Source organism: Micromonospora sp. KC721 (assembly GCF_004348355.1).
Classification (GTDB): Bacteria; Actinomycetota; Actinomycetes; order Mycobacteriales; family Micromonosporaceae; genus Micromonospora.
In genome coordinates, this window is the sequence record NZ_SMJY01000069.1 from 1 (window position 1) to 26039 (window position 26039).

The 26039-nt window shown below is 71.5% G+C and carries 26 protein-coding genes; 14 read left to right on the forward strand and 12 right to left on the reverse strand.

The window, feature by feature from the left end:
- Window positions 1-254: 254 nt before the first annotated feature.
- The 4 genes from ccrA (at window position 255) to E1182_RS14185 (ending at window position 6841) form a co-directional block, all read left to right on the forward strand.
- On the forward strand, window positions 255-1610 hold the full coding sequence (ccrA, locus tag E1182_RS14170; protein ID WP_132265059.1) for a crotonyl-CoA carboxylase/reductase: 1356 nt from the start codon (window positions 255-257) through the stop codon (window positions 1608-1610).
- A gap of 277 nt (window positions 1611-1887) precedes the next feature.
- Window positions 1888-3153 (forward strand): DivIVA domain-containing protein, encoded by a 1266-nt coding sequence (locus tag E1182_RS14175; protein WP_132265008.1) that lies wholly within the window; start codon window positions 1888-1890, stop codon window positions 3151-3153.
- A 180-nt stretch (window positions 3154-3333) separates the two neighbouring features.
- Window positions 3334-5466, forward strand: a complete 2133-nt coding sequence (locus E1182_RS14180; RefSeq protein ID WP_132265010.1) for a hypothetical protein — start codon at window positions 3334-3336, stop codon at window positions 5464-5466.
- 277 nt (window positions 5467-5743) lie between these two features.
- A complete protein-coding gene (locus E1182_RS14185; protein WP_132265061.1) occupies window positions 5744-6841 on the forward strand; it encodes an AI-2E family transporter in 1098 nt (365 codons plus the stop codon).
- Window positions 6842-6844: 3 nt separating this feature from the next.
- On the opposite strand, the gene E1182_RS14190 is transcribed toward E1182_RS14185, so the two are convergent.
- The 4 genes from E1182_RS14190 to E1182_RS14205 all read right to left on the reverse strand — a co-directional run bounded on the left by E1182_RS14190 (window position 6845) and on the right by E1182_RS14205 (window position 10563).
- A complete protein-coding gene (locus E1182_RS14190; protein WP_132265012.1) occupies window positions 6845-7645 on the reverse strand; it encodes an alpha/beta hydrolase in 801 nt (266 codons plus the stop codon).
- A 66-nt stretch (window positions 7646-7711) separates the two neighbouring features.
- On the reverse strand, window positions 7712-8038 hold the full coding sequence (locus tag E1182_RS14195; RefSeq protein WP_132265014.1) for a hypothetical protein: 327 nt from the start codon (window positions 8036-8038) through the stop codon (window positions 7712-7714).
- Window positions 8039-8122: 84 nt separating this feature from the next.
- Window positions 8123-9916 (reverse strand): 3-hydroxyacyl-CoA dehydrogenase family protein, encoded by a 1794-nt coding sequence (locus E1182_RS14200; RefSeq protein ID WP_132265016.1) that lies wholly within the window; start codon window positions 9914-9916, stop codon window positions 8123-8125.
- Window positions 9917-10074: 158 nt separating this feature from the next.
- Entirely contained in the window at window positions 10075-10563 is a 489-nt protein-coding gene (locus E1182_RS14205) for an FHA domain-containing protein (RefSeq protein WP_132265018.1), read from the reverse strand.
- Between the two features lie 223 nt (window positions 10564-10786).
- Between E1182_RS14205 and E1182_RS14210 the strand changes: the two genes are divergently transcribed.
- On the forward strand, window positions 10787-12286 hold the full coding sequence (locus E1182_RS14210; protein WP_132265020.1) for an aldehyde dehydrogenase family protein: 1500 nt from the start codon (window positions 10787-10789) through the stop codon (window positions 12284-12286).
- 34 nt (window positions 12287-12320) lie between these two features.
- On the opposite strand, the gene nucS is transcribed toward E1182_RS14210, so the two are convergent.
- Complete coding sequence (nucS, locus tag E1182_RS14215; protein ID WP_132265023.1) at window positions 12321-12980, reverse strand: endonuclease NucS; 660 nt, start codon at window positions 12978-12980, stop codon at window positions 12321-12323.
- Between the two features lie 71 nt (window positions 12981-13051).
- On the opposite strand from nucS, the gene E1182_RS14220 reads away from it, so the two are divergent.
- Window positions 13052-13669, forward strand: a complete 618-nt coding sequence (locus tag E1182_RS14220) for a DUF4126 domain-containing protein (protein WP_132265025.1) — start codon at window positions 13052-13054, stop codon at window positions 13667-13669.
- Window positions 13670-13747: 78 nt separating this feature from the next.
- On the opposite strand, the gene E1182_RS14225 is transcribed toward E1182_RS14220, so the two are convergent.
- The 3 genes from E1182_RS14225 to E1182_RS14235 form a co-directional block, all read right to left on the reverse strand.
- Window positions 13748-14332, reverse strand: coding sequence for a hypothetical protein (locus E1182_RS14225; RefSeq protein ID WP_132265027.1), 585 nt, complete (start codon window positions 14330-14332; stop codon window positions 13748-13750).
- Between the two features lie 384 nt (window positions 14333-14716).
- Window positions 14717-14965, reverse strand: coding sequence for a flavin reductase (locus E1182_RS14230; RefSeq protein ID WP_132265029.1), 249 nt, complete (start codon window positions 14963-14965; stop codon window positions 14717-14719).
- A complete protein-coding gene (locus E1182_RS14235) occupies window positions 14965-15258 on the reverse strand; it encodes a hypothetical protein (RefSeq protein WP_243706213.1) in 294 nt (97 codons plus the stop codon). Before E1182_RS14235 ends, E1182_RS14230 begins: the two co-directional genes overlap by 1 nt.
- A 409-nt stretch (window positions 15259-15667) precedes the next feature.
- Between E1182_RS14235 and E1182_RS14245 the strand changes: the two genes are divergently transcribed.
- The 4 genes from E1182_RS14245 to E1182_RS14260 all read left to right on the forward strand — a co-directional run bounded on the left by E1182_RS14245 (window position 15668) and on the right by E1182_RS14260 (window position 18189).
- Window positions 15668-16465 (forward strand): helix-turn-helix transcriptional regulator, encoded by a 798-nt coding sequence (locus E1182_RS14245; RefSeq protein WP_132265035.1) that lies wholly within the window; start codon window positions 15668-15670, stop codon window positions 16463-16465.
- Window positions 16452-16640 (forward strand): DUF397 domain-containing protein, encoded by a 189-nt coding sequence (locus E1182_RS14250; RefSeq protein WP_132265037.1) that lies wholly within the window; start codon window positions 16452-16454, stop codon window positions 16638-16640. The genes E1182_RS14245 and E1182_RS14250 overlap by 14 nt, the downstream gene beginning before the upstream one ends.
- A 132-nt stretch (window positions 16641-16772) precedes the next feature.
- Complete coding sequence (locus E1182_RS14255; RefSeq protein WP_132265039.1) at window positions 16773-17777, forward strand: polysaccharide deacetylase family protein; 1005 nt, start codon at window positions 16773-16775, stop codon at window positions 17775-17777.
- Window positions 17778-17892: 115 nt separating this feature from the next.
- The gene (locus tag E1182_RS14260; RefSeq protein WP_132265041.1) at window positions 17893-18189 is read left to right on the forward strand and encodes a DUF1540 domain-containing protein; all 297 of its coding nucleotides are present in this window, start codon (window positions 17893-17895) and stop codon (window positions 18187-18189) included.
- Window positions 18190-18238: 49 nt separating this feature from the next.
- Here the strand turns inward: E1182_RS14260 and E1182_RS14265 are convergent, their stop codons facing one another.
- Complete coding sequence (locus E1182_RS14265; RefSeq protein ID WP_132265043.1) at window positions 18239-20248, reverse strand: protein meaA; 2010 nt, start codon at window positions 20246-20248, stop codon at window positions 18239-18241.
- Between the two features lie 151 nt (window positions 20249-20399).
- On the opposite strand from E1182_RS14265, the gene E1182_RS14270 reads away from it, so the two are divergent.
- Together E1182_RS14270 and E1182_RS14275 are read left to right on the forward strand one after the other, a co-directional pair.
- Window positions 20400-21248: an ABC transporter ATP-binding protein gene (locus tag E1182_RS14270; protein ID WP_132265045.1), complete on the forward strand. Its 849-nt coding sequence runs from the start codon at window positions 20400-20402 to the stop codon at window positions 21246-21248.
- Complete coding sequence (locus tag E1182_RS14275) at window positions 21245-22087, forward strand: ABC transporter permease (RefSeq protein WP_132265047.1); 843 nt, start codon at window positions 21245-21247, stop codon at window positions 22085-22087. Before E1182_RS14270 ends, E1182_RS14275 begins: the two co-directional genes overlap by 4 nt.
- A 53-nt stretch (window positions 22088-22140) precedes the next feature.
- Here E1182_RS14275 and E1182_RS14280 read toward each other — a convergent pair whose 3' ends face one another.
- Together E1182_RS14280 and murA are read right to left on the reverse strand one after the other, a co-directional pair.
- Window positions 22141-22989: a 3-hydroxyacyl-CoA dehydrogenase family protein gene (locus E1182_RS14280; protein WP_132265049.1), complete on the reverse strand. Its 849-nt coding sequence runs from the start codon at window positions 22987-22989 to the stop codon at window positions 22141-22143.
- Between the two features lie 78 nt (window positions 22990-23067).
- Window positions 23068-24495, reverse strand: a complete 1428-nt coding sequence (murA, locus tag E1182_RS14285) for a UDP-N-acetylglucosamine 1-carboxyvinyltransferase (RefSeq protein ID WP_132265051.1) — start codon at window positions 24493-24495, stop codon at window positions 23068-23070.
- Between murA and E1182_RS14290 the strand changes: the two genes are divergently transcribed.
- Window positions 24494-25066, forward strand: a complete 573-nt coding sequence (locus E1182_RS14290; RefSeq protein WP_132265053.1) for a cob(I)yrinic acid a,c-diamide adenosyltransferase — start codon at window positions 24494-24496, stop codon at window positions 25064-25066. The genes murA and E1182_RS14290 overlap by 2 nt on opposite strands.
- Window positions 25042-25461, forward strand: a complete 420-nt coding sequence (locus tag E1182_RS14295; protein WP_132265055.1) for a VOC family protein — start codon at window positions 25042-25044, stop codon at window positions 25459-25461. Before E1182_RS14290 ends, E1182_RS14295 begins: the two co-directional genes overlap by 25 nt.
- A gap of 159 nt (window positions 25462-25620) precedes the next feature.
- On the opposite strand, the gene E1182_RS14300 is transcribed toward E1182_RS14295, so the two are convergent.
- Window positions 25621-26039: hypothetical protein (locus E1182_RS14300; protein ID WP_132265057.1), on the reverse strand; the 419-nt coding region annotated here is incomplete at its 5' end.

The following is a 26039-nucleotide window of genomic DNA, read 5'->3' on the forward strand; positions in this document are numbered from 1 at the left end:
GGCGAGCGCGGAGGGGCGGGGCGAAAGGTACGGGCGTGTGCGGTTTCGACGTTCCGCGCACACCTTCGCTCAGTGGCCGATGCAGTTTTTCACAGAGGACTTCCGACCCTAGCTACCGTTCAGTAACGTCCGGCGGCACCGGAGCGCGACCGGACCGGCCGTGCCGATCGCCGACACGGCCGCCGGTCGCCCCGGCGCCGACGATGGCAGCAGCCCGCGCCCGGCGTGCGGGTGCGGACGAACCGGAGGTCACCGTGCAGGACATCCTCGAAGCGATCATGGCGGCGGAGGGCTCGGCCCGACCGGAACGGGACCTCGCCGGCCTCGCCGACCTGCCCGTACCCGACAGCTACCGGGGCATGGTCGTCCGCGCCGACGAGACCGACATGTTCGACGGGCTGCCCACCCGGGACAAGGACCCGCGCAAGGCACTGCACCTGCAGGAGGTGCCCACCCCACAACTCGGCCCGGGTGAGGCGCTGATCGCGGTGATGGCCAGCGCCATCAACTACAACACGGTCTGGACCAGCATCTTCGAGCCGCTGCCGACGTTCCGGTTCCTCCGGCGCTACGGCCGGCTCTCCGAGCTGACCCGACGGCACGACCTGCCGTACCACGTGGTCGGTTCGGACGCCGCCGGCGTGGTGCTGCGCACCGGACCCGGCGTGACGAAATGGAAGGCCGGCGACGAGGTCGTCGCGCACTGCCTGTCGGTGGAGCTGGAGGACGCCGCCGGTCACGACGACACCATGCTCGACCCGCAGCAGCGGATCTGGGGCTTCGAGACCAACTTCGGCGGCCTCGCCGAGCTGGCCGTGGTCAAGGCCAACCAGCTGATGCCGAAGCCACGCCACCTCAGCTGGGAGGAGGCGGCCAGCCCTGGCCTGGTCAACTCCACGGCCTACCGGCAGCTCGTCAGCCACCACGGGGCGAACATGAAGCAGGGCGACGTGGTGTTGATCTGGGGGGCCTCCGGCGGGCTGGGCAGCTACGCCACCCAGATGGCGCTGAACGGTGGCGCGATCCCGGTCTGCGTCGTCTCCTCCCCCGAGAAGGCCGAGCTGTGCCGGTCCATGGGCGCGGAGCTGGTCATCGACCGGTCCGCCGAGGGATACCGGTTCTGGTCCGACGAGCACACCCAGGACCAGGACGAGTGGCGCCGCTTCGGCGAACGGATCCGGGAGCTGACCGGCGGCGAGGACCCGGACATCGTCTTCGAGCACCCCGGCCGGGAGACCTTCGGCGCCAGCGTCTTCGTGGCCAAGAAGGGCGGCACCATCGTCACCTGCGCCTCCACCAGCGGCTACCAGCACCAGTACGACAACCGCTACCTGTGGATGCACCTCAAGCGGATCGTCGGAAGCCACTTCGCCAACTACCGCGAGGCGTGGGAGGCCAACCGGCTCATCGCCCTCGGGAAGATCCACCCGACGGTGTCGAGGACCTACCCGTTGGAGCAGACCGGGCAGGCGGCGTACGAGGTGCACCGCAACGCGCACCAGGGCAAGGTGGGCGTGCGCTGCCTGGCCCCGCGCGACGGGCTCGGCGTGCGGGACCGGGAGACCCGGGCCCGACACGAGAGCGCCATCAACCGGTTCCGCGGCCACTGAGCCGTACGGGTGACGGCGGACCGCCATTGCGGCGAACCGCGCTTGCGTTTCCACCACCGTCCGCACACCCATTCGAGTGAGAGTGGACAAAGGGCCGTGGGGCTCGCCCCCCGGCCCTTTCCGCGCACCTCGCGTCGCGCGGGGGCCCGGCCCGGGAGCTGCCAAGATCGTCATTTGGGCGCGTGCGTGGGCACGTCCCGGACGAGCCGGTAATGAGGACACGAAAGCTCGGCACCGCTCTTGCGAACGCCCCCGGGGAGTCTGCGAGTATGTCCCAATGCCCCAGCAGCAGTCCTCCCCTCTCGCGTTCTTCGATAACGCGAACTCGCAGCCAGATTTCACCGTTGGCCTGCGCGGATACAACACCCACCAGGTCGACGACTTCATCGGCCGGATGACCGCGGCGCTGACCCAGTCGGAGCAGGCCCGGGCCGAGGCCGAGCAGCGGATGAACGACGCCCAGCGCCGCCTGCGCCAGGCCGAGCAGCGGCAGAGCGCGATCGAGCAGAAGCTCGCCGAGACCAACAAGCAACTCGAGGAGAACAGCCGCCCCACGCTGTCCGGTCTGGGCACCCGGGTCGAGCAGATCCTCCGGTTGGCCGAGGAGCAGGCCAACGATCACCGGGCCGAGGCCAAGCGGGAGTCGGAGGGCATCCTCTCCGCGGCCCGCCTCGAGGCGCGGGAGATCACCGACAAGGCCCGCGCCGAGGCGGCGGCCATGAAGGCCAGCGCCGAGCGGGAGGCCGGCAACGTCCGCACCGCCGCCGAGCGGGAGGCCGCCGAGGTACGCGTGCAGGCCCGCCGCGAGGCCGACACGCTCCGCGCCGACGCCGAGCGGGAGACCAAGCAGCTGCGTACGGTCACCGCGCACGAGGTGGCCGAGCTGAAGTCCACGGTCGAGCGCGAGGTGGCCACCCTGCGCGCCACCGCGGAGCGGGAGATCACCCAGCAGCGGGCCAAGGCCGCCCGGGAGGCCGAGGAGAAGCGGGCCGAGGCGACCAAGCTGCTCACCGACGCCCGCGACAAGCGGGACAAGGACCTCCAGGCGTTGGAGTTGCAGCTCGCCGAGCGCCGCGAGAAGGCCGAGCGCGAGGAGTCGGAGCGGCACGCCGCCCAGGTGGCGCAGACCCAGAAGCTGGTTGGCGAAGCCGAGCAGCGGGCCCGCGCCGCCCAGGAGCGAGCCAAGGAGATCGAGCAGCGGGCCGAGGCCCGCCGGGTCGAGTCCGAGCGCACCGCCAACGAGACCGTCGACAAGGCGAAGGCCCTCGCCGAGAAGACTCTCAACGAGGCCAAGGCCGAGGCCAACCGGTTGCTCACCGAGGCGCGCACCGAGGCGGACCTCACCACGCAGGCCGCCCGCCGGGAGGTCGAGGACCTGACCCGCCAGAAGGACGCGGTCACCTCCCAGCTCGGCCAGATGCTCTCCGGCCTCGCCGGCATCGTCCCGGGTGTTCCGGCGCAGCAGCCGGCCGCCACGCCGGCCAAGACCGAGCCGGCCAAGACCGACGCCGGGCAGCGGGCGAGCGCGGAGACCACCAGCTGATCCACCGCACCGTCGGGGCATGAACGACGCGGCGCGGGGTGACACCGGGTGACCGGTGTCGCCCCGCGCCGTGTCGGTTTTCCGCTCCCCGCACCGACCTGCGGGAATGGCAGTGAAGTAGGTCCCAACCGGGGTGTCCGTATAGCCCCAGCAGGGCCGGAGGCGTGTGAGGATGGGGACATGTCGCACGGCGAGGAACTGTTCGCTCTCGGCGGGGACGTGACCACGGAGCCCAGCTTCGAGTCCGCCCTGCGGGGGTACGAGAAACGACAGGTCGACCGGTACGTCGCTCGGGCGGAACACGAGATCGCGACCCTGACCGCCGAGCGGGAACAGGCGTACACGCAGATCCACAAGCTGGCCGGTCAGGTCGAGCACCTCCAGCGGGATCTGGCCCAGCTGCGCAAGCAGGCCGCCGTGGTCGACCGGGCGTCCTTCAAGCACCTCGGTCCCCGCGTCGAGCAGATCCTCGCCCTCGCCGAGGAGCAGGCCGAGGCCATTCTGGCCGCCGCCAACGAGGAGATCGACGCCCGCCGGGCCGCCGCCCGACACATCGTCGACGAGGCCCGCGAACAGGCCGCCCAGGCGCTCAAGGACTTCGAGATCGCGCTGGCCGCCCGGCGCGCCGAGGAGGAGCGGCACACCGCCGCCCGGCGGGCCGAGGCGGACGCCGCCGTGAAGGCCGCCAAGGAGGACGCCGCCCGGCTCCGGACGACTGCCGAGGAGGAGTCCACCCGGCTGCGGACAGCCGCCGAGGAGGAGTCCACCCGGTTGCGGACGGCCGCGCAGGATGCCCTGGCCACGGCCCAGCGGGAGGCGACCCGACTACGCGACACCGCCAAGGAGATCCACAGCCGGGCCCAGCAGGAGGCCACCAAGCTGCGCACGGCCGCGCAGGAGGCCCTCGCCCGGGCGCAGCAGGAGGCGACCCAGCTCCGCGATGCCGCCAAGGAGGTGCACGCCAAGGCGCAGCAGGAGGCCAAGCGGCTCACCGACTCGGCGGCGGAGGCCGGCCGGGCCACCCACGCCAAGGCGCTCCAGGAGGCCAAGAAGATCGTCGACGACGCCGAGGAGGCCGCGAAGGGCACCCGTGGCCGAGCCCGGCAGGAGGCGCACCGGCTCACCACGGAGGCCGCCGAGGCGGCCAAGCGCAGCCGCGCCGAGACCGAGGCGTACGTGACCCGGATGCGCACCGAGACCGAGGCGTACGTCCAGCAGACCCGGGCCCAGACGCAGCAGGAGCTGGGTGCCTGGCGGGCCGGGGTGGAGCAGGAGGTCAACGCCCGGCGGGAGGCCGCCGATCGGGAGCTGGCCCAGCGCCGCGCCGCCGCCGAACAGGAGTACGCCAAGCGCCGCGACGAGCTGGAGAGTCGGTACCAGGCCAAGCTGGACGAGCAGGAGCGGCAGCATCAGGCCCGGCAGGACGAGCTGGAGCGGGAGTGGTCGGCCCGACGCGACGAGATCGAGCGGGGGGCGGTGGAACTGCGCCGGGCGGCCGAGGCCGACGCGCTGACCATGCGCCGCCAGGCCGAGGAGGAGGCCGCCACACTGCTCCAGCGGGCCGAGCAGGAGGCCGCCGACAAGCGGCGTAGGGCCGACGAGCACGTGGCCGCCTCCCGCCGGCAGTTCGAGGAGTACGCCGCCACCACCCAGCAGCACCTGGCCACCACCCAGCAGCATCTCGCCGCGACCCAGCAGGAGGCGGCGTCGAGCCGCCAGCAGCTCGCCCAGGTGATGCTGGAGATCGCCCAGGCCCAGCAGCAGCTCGCCGACCTGCGGCAGGAGACCTGGCAGGCGCGGCAGGAGTCCGACGAGATACAGCGGCAACTCACCGAACTCAAGCTGCGCAAGCTGACCGCCGCCCCGTTGGACGGCGCTGGCGCGGACGGCACCGACGACGCGAAGCCCCGGGCCGGCACGGTCCCGGACGGCGCGAAACTGACGGTCGCCACCGTCTCCGACCAGGCGAAGCCGACAGGCAGGGGTGCCGACAAGGCAGACCCGCAGACCGGCGCGGGTACCGACGGGGCGAGGCCGACGACCGCCCCGGCGGCGGACGGGGCGGTCGCCGTCAAGCCGGCGGCCAGCGGGGTGAAGCCCAAGGCCGAGCCGGTGACCACGGTGGAAGGTGGCACCGCCAGCGCCGGCGTCGACGGCGAACCGACCGTCGCGGCGGTGCCGGGGACGGGCGGCCGGGAGCCCACCCCGACGAAGATCACCAGCACCGGGGAGAGCGGCAAGCGACCGACCAAGCCGACCACCGACGAGCGCAGCGCCAAGCCGAGCAAGGTGGTCACCGTCGAGTCGGAGTGACCCGCCCGCCGCCCGTGCCCGTGCGGTGACACCCGGGGTGGCCGGGTCGCTCCACCCACCACTACCCTGCCGGGCAGGGGCCCGGGTACGGGTCCGCAGCGGCAGCCTCCGGCCCTGGCGGCCGGAGCGGGACCCGGGAGGTCCGGTGGAACAGGACGGACCGGCACGTGCCGGTGCCCCGGACGAGCCGACGCGTCGGCCAGCCCCGGACCCGGCCGACGCCGCCGACCGCTGCGGCCCGCGGGGTACCGGCTCGCCGGAGGACCCGGGCGGCACCTTGGCCGACCCGGCGGAGTTCGATGCACCCGGCCAGCTGGCCACCGGCTCGGGCCGCTTCGGCCAACCCGGCCGGCCGTTGCGCCGCAGCAGTTTCCTGGTGGGTTTCACCGGTGCCCTCGGCGTGCTGCTGGCATACACGGTCTGGCTGGGGGTGCGCAACGCCGGCGGCATCCTCGTACTGGTGGTGATCGCGCTCTTCCTCGCCGTCGGCCTCAACCCGGCGGTGAACCGGCTGCGCTCGTGGGGGCTGCGGCACGGCCTGGCCGTCGCGGTGGTCGTCCTCACCCTGTTGCTGGTGGTCGCCGCCGGCGTGGTGGCGCTCGTGCCACCGGTGGTCACCCAGACCTCGGAGTTCATCAACCAACTGCCCAGCTACGTCGAGGAACTGCGCCGCAACCGCACCGTCAACGACCTGGTGGAGCGGTACGACGTGATGGAACGGGTCCAGGAACTGGCCAACGCCGACACCGTGGGCCGAGCGCTCGGCGGGGTGCTCGGCGGTGCCCAGCTGATCTTCGGCACCCTGTTCCGGGGGCTGACCGTGCTGGTGCTCACCATCTACTTCCTGGCCTACTTCGACCGGCTGCGTGCCCTCGGGTACGCGCTGGTCCCCCGCTCCCGACGGCAGCGGGTACGCCTGATCGGCGACGAGATCCTCACCAAGGTCGGGGCGTACATGGTGGGGGCGCTGAGCATCGCGGTGCTGGCCGGCGCGACGACCTTCGTCTTCGCGCTGATCGTCGGGCTGCCGTACCCGTTCGCGCTGGCGGTGGTGGTGGCGGTGACCGACCTGATCCCGCAGATCGGGGCCACCCTGGGCGCGGTGGTGGTGAGCGTGGTGGCATTCGCCACCGGGCTGCCCGAGGGGATCGCCGCGCTGGTTTTCTTCGTGCTCTACCAGCAGGTGGAGAACTACCTCATCTACCCGAAGATCATGCGGCGGTCGGTGCAGGTCAACGAGGTTGCCGCGCTGCTCGCGGCGCTGCTCGGGGTGGCCCTGATCGGGGTGGTCGGCGCGCTGATCGCCATCCCGACCGTGGCCGCCCTCCAGCTCATCCTGCGTGAGGTGGTGCTGCCCCGGCAGGAACGCCGGTGACGCTCAGTCGCGCTGCGGGCCGGGCACCGGGGTGTCGGCGAAGGACGCGACGGTACGGTCGGCGTACGCGCTGACGTCGCCGGTCTCCATCGGGCCGTCCCAGGTGGTCGGCAGCGGCAGCGGCACCGCGGGGTTGACCCGCCGGACGATCTCGTCCAGCACCGTCTCGGCGTCACCCACCCAGAGATGCTTCGCGCCGGGCACCCCGACCACCTCGGCCTGCGGAACCGTGGCGAAGCGCTGCTCGGCCTCGGCGGGGCGAAGGTAGTCGTCGAATTCGGGCACCAGCGCGGTGAGTGGCTTGCCCGACTCGGCCCAGACGGCCAGTTCCTCGGGCGTGGAGAAACGCAGCGGCGGGGAGAGCAGGATCGCCCCGGCCACCGCCGGGTCGCAGCCGTACTTCAGCGCCAGGTCGGTGCCGAACGACCACCCCACCAGCCAGATGTTCGGCAGCTCGTGGAACTCGGCGTACTCGATCGCGGCGTGCACGTCGAAACGCTCGCCGACGGCGGCGTCGAACGCCCCTTCGCTGGTGCCCCGGACGCTGCTGGTGCCCCGGGTGTTGAACCGCAGCACCGCCAGGTCGGCCAGCGCGGGCAGCCGCCAGGCCGCCTTGCGCAGCACGTGGCTGTCCATCATCCCGCCGTGGGTGGGCAGCGGGTGCAGGCAGATCAGGGTGGCCACCGGCGCACGGTCGACCGGCCGGGCCAACTCACCGACCAGCCGTAGGCCGTCGGCGGTGTGCAGCTCGATGTCCTCCCGGCGCCCGGGGAGGATCGACGACGCGCGGATCGGGGTGCTCACCGCTCCAGTCTGGCCCGAAGCCGGCCGTGCCGCTCGCCCGGGCCGAAACCGGGTGACCCAGGTCGCTCAGCCGTGCCTCGGAACGCCGCGCCCGCGCAGCAGGTTCGGGCCGCGCCGGTCCCGGGCCCGCCAGCAGCCGCTGTGCCAGTGCCGCCGGTCGGTGAGGTCGCCCGTGCCGTCGGCGGGCCAGGCCACCAGGTGCGCCACCCCCGGGCGGATCTCCTGGTCACAACCCGGGCAGCGGTACGTCTTGACGGACGCGCCGCCGCTGATTCCGCGTACCTGCCAGTCGCCGTCGCGCCACTGCTGGACCGTGGGCACGCCCTGGCGTACCCGGTCGGTGTCCAGGTGGGCGGCGTCGTCCCGACGGGGACGGTTGCGACGGGGGCTCACGGTTACCCAGCGTACGGTCCGGTCGACGGGACGGCCCGCCGGGCGGGCCCGAGGGGCGTCGGCCGGCGGGCTCGGGACGAGAGGTCAGCGGCGGGTGTGGTCGCGGAAGCCGCGGCCGGTCTTGCGGCCCAGGTACCCGGCGGTCACCAGGTGCTCCAGCAGCGGGGCGGGCGCGAAGCCTGGCTCACGTAGTTCCAGGTACAGCTCGCGCTGGATGGCCAGCGCGACGTCCAGACCGACGACGTCGAGCAGTTCGAACGGACCCATCGGGTAGCCGCAGCCGAGCTTCATCGCGTGGTCGATGTCGTCGGCGGTGGAGTAGTTGGCCTCCAGCATCTTCACCGCGTCGTTCAGGTACGGGAAGAGCAGCGCGTTGACGATGAAGCCGGAGCGGTCACCGCAGACCACGCCGGTCTTGCCGATCGCCGCGCAGACCGCCCCGGCGGTGGCGGTGGTCTCCGGTGAGGTGCGGATGGTCCGCACCACCTCGACCAGCGGCATGATCGGCGCCGGGTTGAAGAAGTGCAGGCCCACCACGTCCGCCGGGCGTTGGGTGGCCATCGCCACGTCGATCACCGGCAGCGAGGAGGTGGTGGTGGCGAGCACGACGCCGGGCTTGCAGATCTCGTCGAGACTGGCGAACAGCGCCTTCTTGACGCTCAGCTCCTCGACCACCGCCTCCACCACCAGGTCGACGTCGGCCAGGTGGTCCAGCGACGCCGACCAGGTGATCCGGCCCAGCGCCGCTTCCCGGTCGGCCTCGCTGAGCTTGCCGCGTACCACGCCCTTGTTGAGCGAGGTCCTGACCGCCTCGAAGACCTTCGCGGACTTCTCCGCGCCCCGGGTCACCGAGACGACCTCGTAGCCGGCCTTGGCGAAAACCTCGATGATGCCGGTGGCCATCGTTCCGGAGCCGACGACGCCGACCTTGGTCCCGGCTGCCGGTGACGCGTCGGCGGGCGCGGATTCCGTGGCCAGCGGCGTCTGCTCGTCGGGTACGACCACCGGGGAGCCCGGCCGCTCGTAGGTGTAGAAGCCTCGGCCGGACTTGCGGCCGAGCAGCCCGGCGGTGACCATCTGCTTGATCAGGGGCACCGGGGCGTGCCGTCGGTCCCGACCGCCGCGCCGGTACATGGTGTCCAGGATCTCGTACGCGGTGTCCAGGCCGATCAGGTCCATCAGCGCGAGCGGCCCCATCGGCAGGCCGCAGCCGAGCTTCATCGCGGCGTCGATGTCCTCGCGGGTGGTGTACCGCGACTCGAACATGCTCACCGCGTGGTTGAGGTAGCCGAACAGCAGCGCGTTGGCGATGAAGCCCGCCCGGTCGCTGATGGTGACGTCGACCTTGCCGAGCCGCGCGCAGAGCGCCTCCACGTCGGCCACCACCTCGGCGGAGGTGACCACCGTTCGCACCACCTCGACCAGCTTCATCACCGGGGCCGGGTTGAAGAAGTGGATGCCGATCACCTGGTGCGGCCGGGCGGTCGCGACCGAGATCTCGGTGACGCTCAGCGAGGAGGTGTTGGTGGCCAGGATCGCCTCGGGCTTGCAGACCCGGTCCAGCTCGGCGAAGATCCGCTGCTTGAGGTCGAGGTGCTCGGGGACCGCCTCGACGACCAGGTCGACCGCGTGCAGGGCGTCCAGGCCGACCTGGAAGTTCACCCGGGACAGCAGGGCGTCCCGGTCGGCCTCGGCGAGCTTGCCCTTGGCGACGGCCCGGTCCGTGGAGCCGGTGAGGGTGGCTCGCCCCCGATCCAGGGCGGCTTCGGAGATCTCCACCGCCATCACGTCGAGGCCGTTACGGGCGAACACCTCCACGATGCCGGCACCCATGGTGCCCAGACCCACCACGCCCACACTGGTGAACTCGCGCGCCACGAACGGCCTCCCCTGGTTCGACGCCGCCTACCATGCTGAACGGCCGCTAAGGTTATGCGCCGGAGTCTGCCACGTGGCAATGCGATCTCGAGACGCCGTGGGATATTTCACGCAGGCTCTGCCGTCCTGGTGCCGGGTCAGCGACGTCGCCGCGGACGTCACGGCGTGACGTCGGCGCCGACCGGCGACGATCCGGGACCGGATCCGCCCGGCCAGACGTCGGTGGGACCGTTGGCCAGGTCGTCCGTTGACAGCGGCAGGGTGGGTCGACTGCTGCGGCGTACCGGCCAGCCGCCCATCGCGAACCGCAGCCCGACCGGGTCGGTGGCCGCCAGGCCGGGGTCGAACAGGCGCAGTTCGGTACGGCCGAGGCGGACGACGTCACCGTCGGAGAGCAGTTCCGGGCCGGCGATCCGACGGTCGTCGAGCCACGTCCCGTTGGTCGAGCCGAGGTCAACCAGGATCGCCCCGGCGTCGGTCAGCCGTACCTCGGCGTGCCGCCGACTCAGGTGCGGGTCGGCCAGCGCGATCTCGACCTCAGGGGCCCGGCCGATCACCTGTGGTCGTGGACTCAGCCGGAAGCTCGCCCCGCGCATCGGGCCACCCATCACCGTCAGTAGCGGCGCCAGTTCCGGGTTCTCCTCCATGGACAGTCAGCTCCCCCCACCTGCTCGCCCCGGGCCCAGCCTGCCATCCGGAGCCGGCGGCTCCAACCCCCGGGCGGCCATCTCCCCGACCCCCGCCGGACACCGCAGGTTGGCTGATCCGTCGCCCGGCCGACACGCACCGGCGGCACCATCCTCACCGCCTGCCCTGGGGCCGGACAGCCGACCCCTACCCGCGGGTAGGTTACCGGTCTAGACTTCCGCCATGACGGCTGTTCAGGTTCCGGGCCTCCCAGTCATCGAGGATGGTCGACTGGTTTCGACGAGTCCCGCCACTGGCGAGGAGGCCGGGCGCTTCCCCGTCGCCACGGCCGACGAGGTCGCCCGGGCGGTGGACCGCGCCCGCGTCGCCGGCGACTGGTGGGCCGGGCTCGGCTTCCGGGGGCGACGCGAGCGGTTGCTGCGCTGGCGCGGCCTGCTCGCCCGGCGGATCGAGGAACTGGCGCGGCTGATGCACGTCGAGGGGGGCAAGCCGATCCCCGACGCCGTGGTCGAGATCCTCACCGCGATCGAGCACGTCGACTGGGCCGCCCGCAACGCCGGCCGGGTGCTGGGGCCCCGTCGGGTCCGCTCCCGGCTGATCCTCGCCGAGTTCACCGGCCACCTGGAGTACCAGCCGCACGGTGTCGTCGGCGTGATCGGCCCGTGGAACTATCCCGTACTCACCCCGATCGGTTCTATCGGGTACGCGTTGGCCGCCGGCAACGCGGTGGTGTTCAAGCCCAGCGAGTACACCCCGGCGGTCGGGCAGTGGCTGGTCGACAGCTTCGCCGAGGTGGTGCCCGAGCAGCCGGTCCTCACCGCCGTACACGGTCTCGGCGACGTCGGTGCGGCGCTGTGCCGCGCGGGTGTGAACAAGCTCGCCTTCACCGGTTCGACCGCCACCGCCAAGAAGGTGATGGCCGCCTGCGCCGAGTCGTTGACCCCGGTGCTGCTGGAGGCCGGCGGCAAGGACGCGATGATCGTCGACGCGGACGCCGACCTGGACGCCGCCGCCGAGGCGTGCGTCTGGGGTGGGCTGACCAACGCCGGGCAGACCTGTATCGGCATCGAGCGGGTCTACGCGGTCGAGCCGGTCTTCGACGCCTTCGTCGGCAAGGTGGTCGCCCGGGCCGAGCGGCTGACCGTGGGCGTCGACGGGGCGGACATCGGCCCGATCACCATGCCGGGCCAGCTCGACGTGATCCGGCGGCACATCGACGACGCGCTGGCCGCTGGCGGCCGGGCCGTCCTGGGCGGGTCGGACGCGGTACGGCCGCCGTACGTGCACCCGACGGTGCTGGTGGACGTGCCCGAGTCGTCGGCGGCCGTCCGTGAGGAGACCTTCGGCCCCACCCTGACCATCAACCGGGTGCCCGACGCCGACGAGGCGGTACGCCGGGCCAACGCCCTGTCGTACGGCCTCGGGGGTTCGGTCTTCGGCCGCAAGCGGGCGGTGGCGATCGCCCGGCAGCTGCGCTCGGGCATGGCCTCGATCAACTCCGCGCTCACCTTCGCCGGGATGTCCACCCTGCCGTTCGGTGGGGTGGGCGACTCCGGGTTCGGCCGGATCCACGGCGAGGACGGGCTGCGGGAGTTCGGCCGGGCCAAGGCGATCACCCGTCGCCGGGCCCGTTCGCTGCTGCCGTCGACCACCTTCGAGCGGACGTCGTCCGACGTGGCCCGCCTGGTGAAGGTGGTCAAGCTGATGTACGGCCGCCGCTGACCGGCACGACCCGCGGTACGGGCGGGCCGGCAGCTCAGAAGAGGGTCAGCTCGTCACGCTCGATGCCACGCAGCTTGTCGTAGTCGACCACCACGCAGCGGATCCCCCGGTCGGTGGCGAGCACCCGGGCCTGCGGCTTGATCTCCTGGGCGGCGAAGACCCCGGTGACCGGGGCGAGCAGCGGGTCCCGGTTCATCAGTTCGAGGTAGCGGGTGAGTTGCTCCACGCCGTCGATCTCGCCGCGCCGCTTCACCTCCACGGCGACGGCACCGGAGTTGGCGTCCCGGCAGAGCAGGTCGACCGGGCCGATGGCGGTCATGTACTCGCGGCGTACCAGGGTGAAGCCCTCGCCGAGGGTCTCCGGGTTGGCCGCCAACAACTCCTGAAGGTGCGCCTCCACACCGTCCTTGCGCAGCCCCGGGTCGACGCCCAGCTCGTACGAGGTGTCCTGGAAGACCTCCTCCAGGGTGATCCGCAGTTCCTCGCCCGCCTTGTTGACCACCCGCCAGACGCCGGGAGCCTCTTCCAGCCGGCACGGCGGACTCATCCAGTTCAGCGGCTTGTACGCCCGGTCGTCGGCGTGGATGGAGACCGAGCCGTCCGCCTTGACCATCAGCAGTCGGGTGGCCGGCGGCAGATGCGCCGAGAGCCGTCCCACGTAGTCCACCGAGCACTTCGCAATCACCAGCCGCACCCGAGCAGGGTAGCCGAGAACCGGTCCGCCGCCAGCGAGCGGCACTGGCGTGCCGGTGCGACCCTTGGATCGTGTTCGAAGTACTCACCGGCACCGGGCTGGCCGCATCGGCGGGCCTGAACGCCTACATCCCCCTGCTCACCATGGGACTGCTGGCCCGCTACACCGACCTGATCGACCTACCCGCCGGCTGGCAGTGGCTGGGCGACGGATGGGTGCTGGCGATCCTGGCCGTGCTGCTCGCCGTCGAGGTCGTCGCCGACAAGGTGCCGGTGGTCGACCATGTCAACGACGTCATCCAGACGGTGGTCCGCCCGACCGCCGGCGGCCTGGCCTTCGGGGCCGGCGCCAGCTCGGAGACGGTGACGGTCAGCGACCCGGGCGGCTTCTTCTCGTCCCACCAGTGGGTGCCCGTGGTGGCCGGCGTGGTGATCGCGCTCGGCGTGCACCTGCTCAAGTCGGCCGCCCGGCCGGTGGTCAACGCCACCACCGCCGGGGCCGGTGCCCCGGTGGCGAGCACCGCCGAGGACGTGTCCAGCGTGGTCATGTCCCTGGTGGCGATCGTCCTGCCGGTGCTGGTGCTGGTCTTCCTGGTCGGTTTGGTGGCCTTCCTCTTCTGGTTCCTGCGCCGCCGGGCCGACCGCCGCCGCGAGCGCCGGGCCGCCCGGGCCGCCGGCTACCACGTCTGACCGGCCGTACGGCTCCACCAGCGCGCACGCCGCTGGCCGGCACCCCAGGGGGTGCCGGCCAGCGGGTGTTCAGGTAGATCAGCTGTTCCAGTACTGGGCGACGAGGTCGGCGGCCTGCTGCTCCCACTGCGCGTACGCATCCGGGTAGGCCGACACCTGCACGGTCTGCGCGGCCTCGGTCAACGGCATGTCCTGCCAACCATCAACCTGCTTCAGGCCCTTCAGGAACGCCAGCGTGGAGTACTCCGGATCGGTGATCTGCTCCGGCGTGCCCCAACCCGAGCTCGGACGCTGCTGGAACAGGCCCAGCGAGTCGTGATCGTTGCGGTCACCCAGGTGACCCAGGTTCTCCAGCTTCGACTCCTGCAAGCTGGTCGCGATCGAGATGACAGCCGCACGCTCCGGCAGGCCCGCCTTCTTCGTCGCCGCGATGATCGCCTTGACATTGGCGGTCTGCTCGTCGTTCAGAGTGATCTTCGACTGGGCACCCTGCACACCGTGCGGGATCAGCTTGGCCTTGTCCACGGCCGGCTTGTCGGCCTGGACCACACCGGCGGTCGGCACCGGAGCGGCGTGGGCCTCGGTCACGGGGCCGGCGAACACGCCACCGGCGAAAGCCAGACCAGCAATACCCAGAACGCTCTTACGCATGATCGTGTTCATGAGGAAGCTCCTTCACGGGGGTCGACACACACGTGTCGTGGGGACGACAACGCATGCGGGCACCTCGACAGGCGCTCAATCAAGGGGGAAAGCATGTCCGGCTTCTCGCCAACCCGAAGGGGTTCGCGGTCACGCCAAGCACGGGGGCTTGCGGTGCCGGGACCATGTGTAACGACCGGTGGGCCACCATCATTCCGGGCCCCCGCACCCGCCGGCAGGCCGTTGGGCCAGGCAGCGGGGCGTGCTGCTGCGGTCGTACAGAGAATGTAACGACCCCGGGCCCGCCACCATTCCGCCACCGGGGTGTCGCCGGTCACGGGATCCAGACCCCAGACTGACACGAACCGGACACGGACGCCTCGAAGACGACCGGACGTGGTGGGTTCATCCTCGGGGCCTGGCCCAGGCGAGGAAGCGTTCCGTCAGGTCCGCGCAGTGGTCGGGGTTGAGCTGGGCGAGTTGGTCGCGGGCCTCGGTCATCTGCTGGGCGAGGTAGACCAGCAGGGCGGTACGGTCGTGCCGGTACTCGACCAGCAGGGAGAGTCTGGCCGGCTGGCACGGCCACGGCGCGCCACAGTTGCGGCACCGCCACAGCGGACGCATCGGCAGGTGGGGGACGATCCGGCCGACCATCAGCGCATCCGCAGGGCGATGGCGCGGGCTTCCTCATCATTCAGCGGCAGGAACCACAGGAAACGCTTCACGATCTCGGGCGGCTCCGGCCCCTCCGGTCGGCCACGCAGGTCGCGGATGGCGTTACGGATCAGGGAGGACATAACCGGGATCAGGGTCGTGCCGTCCAACCGGTCCTGCCCTATCGCACGAAACGCCGGGCATGGCCACGGCTCGCCGCAAACCTCGCAATCCCACGTCGGGTGACAACCGATGTGCCCGGTGACCCTGAGGACGCTGCCGAACACGCTCACCAACGACCTCCATTGGCCCGGCACTGCTGCACCGGCGTGAGCCATCCGGCGCGACCAGGCCGCCGCACCGGTATCGGTCGGGTCGGCTGACGCATCCACTCGGGAAGGTGGGTGCCAGCCGCCCGCTGCGGCAGAACCGGCAGGGCTTTGGTCCGGCACCGGAACCACGACATACGCATGTCGACCTCCTTGAGAGTGGAAAAGGGCCGCTCCCCCACGGGGCAGGGGAGCGACCCCGGGACGGAGTCCGCCCGAGCTCTGTCCGGCGACGAGCGGGTCCGCATGAGTGACAGTCTGGTGAGGACACCGATACGCTCGGAAGCTGTTCAGGCTGGCCCCGGTAAGGGTCGGGCAATCACGCGCCGTAGCTGGCGACGCTCGGTGATCTTGGCGAATCTCTGGAGGTGCGATGGAAGGTGAGCAGACGGTCGATTTGATCCGTGCCCAGCTCCGCAGGCAGCGGGTCTTGGCCGGCATGAATCAGGAGGAGTTCGGCAAGCGGACGAACTACTCGGCGTCGACCGTGTCCGCCGTCGAGACGGGCACCCGGCCCATCGACCTGCCGTACGCCCGCCGCGCGGACGAGATCCTGGAAACCGGCGGCCTCTTCGAGTCCCTGCTGCGGTCAGCGCAGCGCGACAGTCTGCCCACGTGGTTCAAGCCCTGGCGTGACGCCGAGCGCGTAGCCAACCAACTCCGCTACTTCAACCCGACGCTGATCCCCGGCCTGCTCCAGACGGAGAACTACGCCCGCGCGGTGCTGCGCTTCGATGACACTCGGCCGGAGTCGGAGGTCGAGCAGCAGGTGGCCTCCCGGCTGGAGCGCCAGGAGATCCTGACCCGCGAACGTCCACCGCAGGTCGTCGCGGTCATCGACGAGTCAGCGCTGCGCCGCCAGGACGCCATCATGGGCGAGCAGCTTGCCCACCTGCTGCGCATGACCGAGCTACCGCACGTCCATGTCCACGTCGTGCCGGCGAACGCCGGCCTGCATGTCGGACTGTCCGGACCGCTTGCTCTGGCGATGCTGCCCGACGGGACATGGCTTGGCCATCTGGACGACCAGCTTGGCGGCACGGCGGTTGGCACCGACGAGAAGGTGGCTACGCTTCTGGCCAGATGGGAAGGCGTACGGGGCGTCGCTCTTCCCGAAGTCCTGTCGGTCGCCCTGGTGAAGGAAGTTGAGAGCCAGCATGGACCTCAGTAACGCTCGGTGGAGGAAGTCCACCAAAAGCAACACGGCAGGCGGCGACTGCGTTGAGGTCGCGGACAACCTGCCCGGTGTAGTTGCCGTCCGCGACAGCAAGGATCCGGCCGGCCCGGTGCTCGCCTTCGACCCGAAGACCTGGAAGTCGTTCGTCGGGTACGCCAGGCGGCACTGACCCAGGAATGCAGTGAAGACCCCCAGCCTTCGCGCTAGGGGTCTTCTTCGTTCCGCCCACGCGCGGAACAGCAGCCAACCGGCGGACGGATGGGGGACTCCGCGGCCGTCGTCGCGCTGAGATCATCACGCGGTGCATGTGAAGAATCCCCGCGTGGCGCTCGCCGCCGGGGCGGCGGCGCTCGTCGCCGTCGCCGGTTTCGTCCTCGGTCCGATGCCCCTGCGCGCCCCGGTCGACGCGGCCGTCGGGGCCCCCGCCCCGACCGGCGGCTCGCCAGCGAGCACCTGGCAGGACGGCGGCACGGCGGCCAGTTCCGGCGCACCGGAGCCAGCACCGGCGCGTACCCGGGGGCCGGTCCGGTCGACGGACGGCGGGATCGCGCCGGACGCGAACGCCGCCGGCCCAGCGGTGCCGGGCGCGTCCACACCGGGCGCGACGGTGCCGGGCAGTCTGCCGCCGGTGGTGGACCACGGGCCGCGTACCGGCCGGAAGGTCGCCCTCACCTTCGACGCGGACATGACCGACGCGATGCGCCGGCAGTTGCGCGGCCCGAACCCACCCTCCTACGCGAACCTGGCGATCGTGGACCTGCTGGAACGGCAGAAGGTGCCGGCGACCTTCTTCCTCACCGGCAAGTGGGTGCGGGAGTACCCGGAGTTGACCCGGCGGTTGGCCGCCAATCCCCGGTTCGAGCTGGCCAACCACAGCTACGGGCACGACGCGTTCACCCCGGACTGCTACACCCTCAAGCCGCTGCCCCGGCGGGAGATGACCGCCGACGTGGCGCGTACCTTCGACACCATCGCCCCGTACGGCGGCCGGCAGACCCGGTACTTCCGCTTCCCGGGCCTCTGCCACGACCGGACGGCGCTGACCGAACTGGCCCCGCTCGGGCTGACCGTGGTCGACGGCGACGTGGTCAGCGGCGACCCGTTCGCCCGGTACTGGCAGCCCATCGTCCGCGCCGTGCTGAGCCAGGCCCGCCCCGGCTCCGTGATCATTCTGCACGTGACCGAGGCGAACGCGCCGATGACCGACGAGGCGCTGCCGCACATCCTCGCCGGGCTGGCCGAGCGCGGTCTGGAACCGGCCCCGCTCTCCGAGGTGCTGGGCGGCACGTCACGACCAGCCGGGTGATCAAGCAACTCGCCAGGACCTGAGCGGCCCCCTACCGGTGACGAAGGGCGGAAGCCGGCTAACAGACCCTCCCAGATACCTACCATCGGGGCATAAGAGGAGAAGGAGGGTCGCCATGACCGCTGCGATGGAGATGCCCCGGGTCGAGGAGTGCACGGTCACGTCCTGCGCCTACAACCACACCAACGACTGTCACGCGTTCGCGATCAGCATCGGCAACCGGGACCACGCCCACTGCGACACCTTCATCGAGATGCCCGGACGCGCCGGGATCGAGCAGCTCATCGCGCAGGTCGGCGCCTGCCAGCGGTCGGACTGCCGGCACAACTCGGAGTTGGAGTGCCATGCGCCGGCGATCACCGTCGGGCCCGACACGGACATGGCCGACTGCATGACGTACCAGAGCCGCTGAGCGACCGGCCCCGCCGGTTCGGGGGCGGCCGGTGGGGCCGGCGCGGCACTCAGCCGGCCAGGCGGTTGGCCTCCCGGATCACGGTGACCAGCTCGTCGATGATGCCGGTCAGGGCGAAGTCCTTCGGGGTGAAGACCCGGGCCACCCCGGCCGCGCGCAGCGCGTCGGCGTCCCCGGCCGGGATGATCCCGCCGACCACCACCGGCAGGTCACCGCGCCCGGCTTCGCGCAGCCCGGCCAGCACCGCGGGCACGGCGGCCAGGTGCGAACCGGAGAGCACCGACAGGCCGACCAGGTCCACGTCCTCCTCGACGGCGGCGGCCACGATCTGCCCGGCGGTGAGCCGGATGCCCTGGTAGACCACCTCGAAGCCGGCGTCGCGGGCGCGTACCGCGATCTGCTCCGCGCCGTTGGAGTGCCCGTCCAGGCCAGGCTTGCCGACCAGCAGCCGCAACCGGCCGCTGCCCAGTTGCCGGGCGGTGGCGGCGACCCGCGCGCGGACCGCGCCCAGCGTCGCGTCGCCGCCGGCCCCGGCCGCGCCGGCCAGCCCGGTCGGCGCCCGGTACTCGCCGAAGACCTGCCGCAGCGCGCCGGCCCACTCGCCGGTGGTCACCCCCGCCCGCACGCACTCCAGCGTCGCGTCCATCAGATTCGTCGTGGTCGCGGCGGCCGTGCGGAGCCGGGCCAGTGCCGCGTCCACGGCCGCCGCGTCCCGGCCGGCCCGCCAATCGCGTACGCGGGCGGCGGCGGCCGCCTCGACCGCCGGATCGACCTGCTCGACGGCCTCGGCGCCGGCCGCGGTCAGCGGCGACGGCTCGGTCTCGGTGAACCGGTTGACCCCGACCACCACATCGGTGCCCGCCTCCATCCGGCGACGCCGCTCGGCCAGCGACGCGACCAGCGCGCTCTTGAGGTAGCCGGTCTCCACTGCGGCGACCACGCCGCCCATCTCCAGCACCTTCTCCAGCTCGGCCCGCGCCCCGGTGGCGATACCGTCGACCAGGGCGCTCATCACGTGCGAGCCGGCGAACAGGTCCGGGTACTCCAGCAGGTCCGACTCGTACGCGAGCACCTGCTGCATCCGCAACGACCACTGCTGGTCCCAGGGGCGGGGCAGGCCGAGCGCCTCGTTCCAGGCGGGCAGCTGCACCGCGCGGGCCCGGGCGTCACGCGAGAGGGTGACGCCGAGCATCTCCAGCACGATGCGCTGGATGTTGTTCTCCGGCTGGGCCTCGGTCAGGCCCAGCGAGTTGACCTGCACGCCGTAGCGGAACCGCCGGTGCTTCGGGTTCTGGACGCCGTAGCGCTGGCGGGTGATCTCGTCCCACAGCGCGGCGAAGGCGCGCATCTTGGCGATCTCCTCGACGAAACGCACCCCCGCGTTGACGAAGAAGCTGATCCGCGCGACGACGTCGCCCATCCGCTCGGCCGGCACCTGGCCACAGTCGCGCACCGCGTCGAGCACGGCAACGGCGGTGGCGAGGGCGAAACCGACCTCCTGCACCGGCGTGGCGCCGGCTTCCTGCAGGTGGTACGAGCAGATGTTGACCGGGTTCCACCTCGGCATCTCGCGCAGCGTGTACGCGATGACGTCGGCGGTGAGCCGCAGCGACGCCGCCGGCGGGAAGATGTGCGTCCCCCGGGACAGGTACTCCTTGATGATGTCGTTCTGGGTGGTGCCCGCGCATCGGGACAGTTCGGCGCCCTGCTCGGCGGCGACCGTGCCGTAGAGCCCGAGCAGCCACATCGCCGGCGCGTTGATCGTCATGGAGGTGTTCATGTCGGCGATCGGGATGGCGTCGAACAGCGCCCGCATGTCGCCCAGGTGAGCCACCGGCACACCGACCCGGCCGACCTCACCGGCGGCGAGTTCGTGGTCCGGGTCGTACCCGGTCTGGGTGGGCAGGTCGAAGGCGACCGAGAGCCCGGTCTGCCCCTTGGCCAGGTTTCGGCGGAAGAGCGCGTTGGTGGCCGCGGCGGAGGAGTGCCCGGCGTACGTGCGCATCACCCACGGGCGGTCGCGCTCCGGCAGCCGGCCCGGGAGAGCCTTCTCGTCCATGGCCGGAGTCTAAGTTACCGTTCAGTAGAGCGGGTTGTGGAAAACCACACAGGTCCCCGGAGCGGACCAGCGGGGACAGCCGGCACAGCCGGGCCGACAGCACCACACCCCGGGGCTGTCCACCCTCCCAGCGGGTCGCACACTGGACAGCATGGATGACCAGCTCGCGATCTCCGTACGGGGACTGCGCAAGGCGTACGGCGACACCGTCGCGGTGGCGGGGGTGGACCTCGACGTCCACCGAGGCGAGGTGTTCGCCCTACTCGGCCCGAACGGCGCCGGCAAGACGACCACCGTGGAGATCCTGGAGGGCTACCGGCAACGCGACGCCGGCGAGGTACGCGTGCTCGGCGTCGACCCGGCCCACCCGGACCCGCGCCACCGCTCCCGGGTGGGCATCGTGCTCCAGGGCACCGGTGAGTTCGACGAGCTGACCGTCGGCGAGGTGGTCCGGCACTTCGCCGGGTTCTATCCCGACGCCGACGACCCGGACAAGGTCATCGAGCGGGTCGGTCTGACCGGCAAGGCCAGGGCCCGCACGCACACCCTCTCCGGTGGGCAGAAGCGCCGGCTCGACGTCGCGTTGGGCATCATCGGCCGCCCCGAACTGCTCTTCCTCGACGAGCCGACCACCGGCTTCGACCCGGAGGCCCGGCGCGAGTTCTGGGAACTGATCCGGGACCTGGCCGCCGCCGGCACCACCATCGTGCTCACCACCCACTACCTGGACGAGGCGGAGGCGCTCGCCGACCGGGTCGGCGTGATCGCCGCCGGCCGGCTGGTCGAGGTGGCCCCACCGGACCGGCTCGGCAACCGGCAGGAGGCACTGGCCACGGTCTCCTGGCGTACCCCGGACGGGACGCCGGGAACCGCGCAGAGCGCGACGCCGACGGCACTGGTGGCGGAGCTGGCCGCGCGCTTCGGCGGCGAGGTCCCCGGCCTCACCGTGACCCGGCCGACCCTGGAAGACGTGTACCTGACGATGATCGGACGCCGATGACGACCACGACGAAGCCGGCCGCCCCGGCCACCGCCGCCGCACCGGCGCGGCGGCCGGGCGCGCTCGCCCTGCGGCAGGGCCGGTTGGAGATCACCCAGTTCCTGCGCAGCCGGGAGTCCGTCGTCTTCACGATGGGCTTCCCGATCATCATGATCATGATCTTCGCCGCGATCTTCCGCGACGAGATCGCCCCGGGGGTCGGCTACACCCAGTACTTCATCACCGGCATGATCGCGACGGGTCTGATGACGGTCAGCTTCCAGAACCTCGGCATCTGGATCCCCATCGAACGGGACCGGGGGGTGCTCAAGCGCTACCGGGGCACCCCGATGCCGAAATGGGTCTGGTTCGCCGGCAAGGTGATCCTGGTGGTGGCGATCGGCGTGGCCGAGACCGCACTGCTGCTCGCCGTCTCGGTGGCGCTGTTCGACCTGAACCTGCCCGACACCGCCGCCCGGTGGCTCACCTTCGGCTGGGTCTCCGTGCTCGGCGTCACCGCCTGCACCCTCTGCGGCATCGCCATCTCCTCGTTGGCCCGCACCGCCCGCAGCGGCTCCGCCGTGGTCACCCCGGTGGCGCTGGTGCTGCAGTTCATCTCCGGGGTGTTCTTCGTCTTCACCAACCTGCCCGGCTGGATGCAGCAGGTGGCGGCGCTCTTTCCGCTCAAGTGGATGTGCCAGGGCCTGCGCGCGGTCTTCCTGCCGGACAGCTTCGGCGCCCACGAGCCGGGCGGCTCGTTCGAGCTGGGCCGGGTCGCCCTGGTGCTCGCCCTGTGGTGCGTGATCGGCCTGGTGCTCTGCCTGACCACCTTCCGCTGGACCACCAGGCGCGACGGCTGAGCCCGCGCCGCTACCGAGCGGGGCCGGACGTCGCGCGTCCGGCCCCACCACACTCAGTACTGGTAGAAGCCCTTGCCGGTCTTGCGGCCCAGGTCACCGGCGGTGGCCATGCGCTGGAGCAGCTCCGGGGGGAAGAACTTGCCGTCGGCGGTGTCGGTCCAGATGTTCCTGGTGGCGTTGAGCAGCACGTCCACCCCGGTCAGGTCGACCGTGGCCAGCGGCCCCATGGCGTGACCGAAGCCGAGCTTGCACGCGGTGTCCAGATCCTCGGCGGAGACGACGCCGGACTCGACCAGCTTGACCGCCTCCATGGCCAGGGCGCAGATCAGTCGGGTGGTGACGAACCCGGCGACGTCCCGGTTCACCACCACCACGGTCTTGCCGACCCCCTCGGCGAACGCCTTCGCCGCGGCCAGGGTCGCGTCGCTGGTCTGGTAGCCGCGTACCAGCTCGCAGAGCCGCATCATCGGCACCGGGGAGAAGAAGTGGGTGCCGACGACCGACTCCGGCCGCTGCGTCGCGGTGGCGATCTGGGTGACCGGGATGGCCGACGTGTTGGTGGCCAGGATCGCGTCGGACCGGCAGATCTTGTCCAGCGCGCGGAACACCTCGTGCTTGATCTCGATCTTCTCGAAGACCGCCTCGACCACGATGTCCGCGTCGGCCGCCGCCTCCAGCTCGGTGGTCGGGGTGATCCGGCCGAGGGTCGCCTCGACCTCGGAGGCGTCGATCTTCCCCTTCTCGGCGAACTTCTCCAGCGACGTCCGGATGCCGGCGACGCCCCGCCGGGTGGCCGCGTCGTCCAGGTCGCGCAGCGTCACCTGCCAGCCCGCCTGCGCCGCCACCTGGGCGATACCCGAACCCATCAGCCCGGCACCGACGACCGCGAGTCGACCCGCCATCTGCTTCTCCCTCGCTGCGATTGAGTGTCTGGGTGCACCCTAGTCGCCCGAGCTGAACGAGGGCTAAGGCCCGGCGGGTCAGATGGTCAACTCCGGCGCCTGCGCGACAGTCCCCCGCTCGACCTCCACCCCCAGCGCCCGCAGGTCCGCCGCGAAGTCCGGGTACCCCCGGTCGACGTGGTACACGTGCGACACCTCGGTGATTCCGTCGGCGCAGAGCCCGGCGATGATCAGCCCGGCGCCGGCGCGGATGTCGGTGGCCCGTACCGGCGCACCGGAGAGGCGGTCCCGTCCGCGCACCACCGCGTGGTGCCCGTCGGTCTTGATGTCCGCACCCAGGCGCACCATCTCGTTGGCGAACATGAACCGCCCGTCGAAGATGTTCTCGGTGATCAGCGAAGCCCCGTCGCTCACCGCCGCCAACCCGATCGCCATCGGCAGCAGGTCGGTGGCGAAACCCGGGTACGGCAGGGTGACCACGTCCACCGCCCTCGGCCGGTCGTCGGCGCGTACCCGGAAGGCGTCGCCCCGGGTCTCCACCAGCGCACCGGCCGAGACCAGCTTGTCCAGGGCCACCTCCAGCAGCATCGGGTCGACACCGGTGACGGTGACGTCCCCCCGGGTCATCGCCGCACCGAACGCCCACGTCCCGGCGACGATCCGGTCCCCCACCGTGGCGTGCCGCACCGGGCGCAGTTCGGGCACCCCGGCGATACGCAGCGTGGAGCTGCCGGCACCCGAGATCCGGGCGCCCATCTGGTTGAGCATCGTGCAGATGTCGACGATCTCCGGCTCGCGGGCGGCGTTGTCGACCACCGTCACGCCCCGGGCCAGCACCGCCGCCATCACCAGGTTCTCGGTGGCACCGACGCTGGGAAAGTCCAGCGTGATCTCCGCGCCGCGCAGCCCGTCCGGGGCCGCCGCGATGACGAAGCCGTGCTCGCCGGAGACGTCCGCACCCATCCGGGCCAGCCCGGCGATGTGCATGTCCAGGCCCCGGGAGCCGATCGCGTCCCCACCGGGATGCGCCACCCTGACGTACCCCCGCCGGGCCAGCAGCGGGCCCAGCACACAGATCGACGCGCGCAGCCGCCGGACCAGGTCGTAGTCGGCTTCGGCCCCGGGCTGCTCCGGCACGTCGATGATCACCGAGCGGGACCGGGCGGTTCCGCCCCGGCCCACCATCGGGTCGACCGGTTCGTCCGCCTCGAAGCGCACCCCGCAACCGAGCCGGCGCAGCACCTCACCCATGATCGCGATGTCGGTGATCCGGGGAACGTTGGTGATCACCGTCCGCCCCGGGGCCAGCAACGCCGCCGCCATCAGCTTCAACGCCGAGTTCTTCGCGCCCACCACGTGCACGGTGCCGGCCAGTCGGGCCCCACCGGCCACCCTGATCACGTCGACGTCGTGGGCTCCCGGAACAGCCGCCTCGCCCGCGCACCCGGTGGCCGGGTCCGGTCGCGCCGGGATCGTCAGGTCCGGGATCCGTAGGCTGTGCGTCATGGCCGTCCACCTCACGCGCATCTACACCAAGGCCGGCGACGCCGGCATGACCAGGCTGAGCAACAACGAGCAGGTGCCGAAGACCGATCCACGCATCACCGCGTACGCGGACGTCGATGAGTGCAACGCCGCGATCGGCGTCGCCCTCGCCCTCGGGCGGCTCGACGACGAGCTGCGGGCGGTACTGGGCTCGATCCAGAACGACCTGTTCGACGTGGGTGCCGACCTGTCGACGCCGGTCGAGGCGGACCCGAAGTACCCGCCGCTGCGGGTCACCGAGGAGTACGTCGAGCGCCTCGAAGGCTGGTGCGACGAGTACAACGCGCGCCTTGGCAAGCTCGACTCCTTCATCCTCCCCGGCGGCACCGCCGGCGCGGCGCTGCTGCACGTGGCACGGACGGTCGCCCGGCGCGCCGAACGGGCAGCCTGGGCCCTGATCGCTCACGATCCGGAGCGCACCAGCCCTCTCCCGGCAAAGTATCTCAATCGTCTTTCGGATCTGCTCTTTATCCTGTCAAGAACGGCAAATCCGGACGGAGATGTGCTATGGGTGCCGGGCGGCAAGCGCTGAACCTCGGCGCGTTGCACCACGTCGAGGTCTGGGTACCGGACCTCGCCGCCGCCATCAGGAGCTGGGGGTGGCTCCTCGGTGAGTTGGGCTGGACGCCCTACCAGGACTGGCCCGCCGGCCGGTCCTGGCGGCTCGGCCCGACGTACCTGGTGCTGGAGGAATCCCCCGCGCTCACCGGGCGTGTGCACGACCGACGCGCGCCGGGCCTCAACCACCTGGCCTTCCACGCCGGCCCGCCGGCCGCCGTGGACCGGCTGGTCGCCGCCGCGCCCGGGCACGGATGGGAGTTGCTCTTCCCGGACCGTCATCCGCACGCCGGCGGACCGCACACCTACGCCGCCTACCTCTACGACACTCAGGGCTACGAGGTCGAACTGGTCGCCGGCCTCGACTGACGGGCTCCCGCACGCCGGCGCCCGGGGGCTGCGCCGCTCGCTCCCTGCCTTCCGAATCGTGGCGAGTCTCCGCTCGCCGCTGATGGCAACCCGCCAAGGTCCGCAGACGCCGCTGGCCGGCACCCCAGGGGGGTGCCGGCCAGCGGGTGTTCAGGTAGATCAGCTGTTCCAGTACTGGGCGACGAGGTCGGCGGCCTGCTGCTCCCACTGCGCGTACGCATCCGGGTAGGCCGACACCTGCACGGTCTGCGCGGCCTCGGTCAACGGCATGTCCTGCCAACCATCAACCTGCTTCAGGCCCTTCAGGAACGCCAGCGTGGAGTACTCCGGATCGGTGATCTGCTCCGGCGTGCCCCAACCCGAGCTCGGACGCTGCTGGAACAGGCCCAGCGAGTCGTGATCGTTGCGGTCACCCAGGTGACCCAGGTTCTCCAGCTTCGACTCCTGCAAGCTGGTCGCGATCGAGATGACAGCCGCACGCTCCGGCAGGCCCGCCTTCTTCGTCGCCGCGATGATCGCCTTGACATTGGCGGTCTGCTCGTCGTTCAGAGTGATCTTCGACTGGGCACCCTGCACAC

Excerpts from the sequence above, each read along its gene's own strand:
- E1182_RS14175 (WP_132265008.1), top strand. The coding sequence starts at position 1,888 with ATGCCCCAGCAGCAGTCCTCCCCTCTCGCGTTCTTCGATAACGCGAAC.
- E1182_RS14180 (WP_132265010.1), top strand. The coding sequence starts at position 3,334 with ATGTCGCACGGCGAGGAACTGTTCGCTCTCGGCGGGGACGTGACCACG.
- E1182_RS14205 (WP_132265018.1), bottom strand. The coding sequence starts at position 10,563 with ATGGAGGAGAACCCGGAACTGGCGCCGCTACTGACGGTGATGGGTGGC.
- E1182_RS14210 (WP_132265020.1), top strand. The coding sequence starts at position 10,787 with ATGACGGCTGTTCAGGTTCCGGGCCTCCCAGTCATCGAGGATGGTCGA.
- E1182_RS14225 (WP_132265027.1), bottom strand. The coding sequence starts at position 14,332 with ATGAACACGATCATGCGTAAGAGCGTTCTGGGTATTGCTGGTCTGGCT.
- E1182_RS14230 (WP_132265029.1), bottom strand. The coding sequence starts at position 14,965 with ATGGTCGGCCGGATCGTCCCCCACCTGCCGATGCGTCCGCTGTGGCGG.
- E1182_RS14245 (WP_132265035.1), top strand. The coding sequence starts at position 15,668 with ATGGAAGGTGAGCAGACGGTCGATTTGATCCGTGCCCAGCTCCGCAGG.
- E1182_RS14250 (WP_132265037.1), top strand. The coding sequence starts at position 16,452 with ATGGACCTCAGTAACGCTCGGTGGAGGAAGTCCACCAAAAGCAACACG.
- E1182_RS14260 (WP_132265041.1), top strand. The coding sequence starts at position 17,893 with ATGACCGCTGCGATGGAGATGCCCCGGGTCGAGGAGTGCACGGTCACG.
- E1182_RS14265 (WP_132265043.1), bottom strand. The coding sequence starts at position 20,248 with ATGGACGAGAAGGCTCTCCCGGGCCGGCTGCCGGAGCGCGACCGCCCG.
- E1182_RS14270 (WP_132265045.1), top strand. The coding sequence starts at position 20,400 with ATGGATGACCAGCTCGCGATCTCCGTACGGGGACTGCGCAAGGCGTAC.
- E1182_RS14275 (WP_132265047.1), top strand. The coding sequence starts at position 21,245 with ATGACGACCACGACGAAGCCGGCCGCCCCGGCCACCGCCGCCGCACCG.
- E1182_RS14280 (WP_132265049.1), bottom strand. The coding sequence starts at position 22,989 with ATGGCGGGTCGACTCGCGGTCGTCGGTGCCGGGCTGATGGGTTCGGGT.
- E1182_RS14290 (WP_132265053.1), top strand. The coding sequence starts at position 24,494 with ATGGCCGTCCACCTCACGCGCATCTACACCAAGGCCGGCGACGCCGGC.
- murA (WP_132265051.1), bottom strand. The coding sequence starts at position 24,495 with ATGACGCACAGCCTACGGATCCCGGACCTGACGATCCCGGCGCGACCG.
- E1182_RS14295 (WP_132265055.1), top strand. The coding sequence starts at position 25,042 with ATGGGTGCCGGGCGGCAAGCGCTGAACCTCGGCGCGTTGCACCACGTC.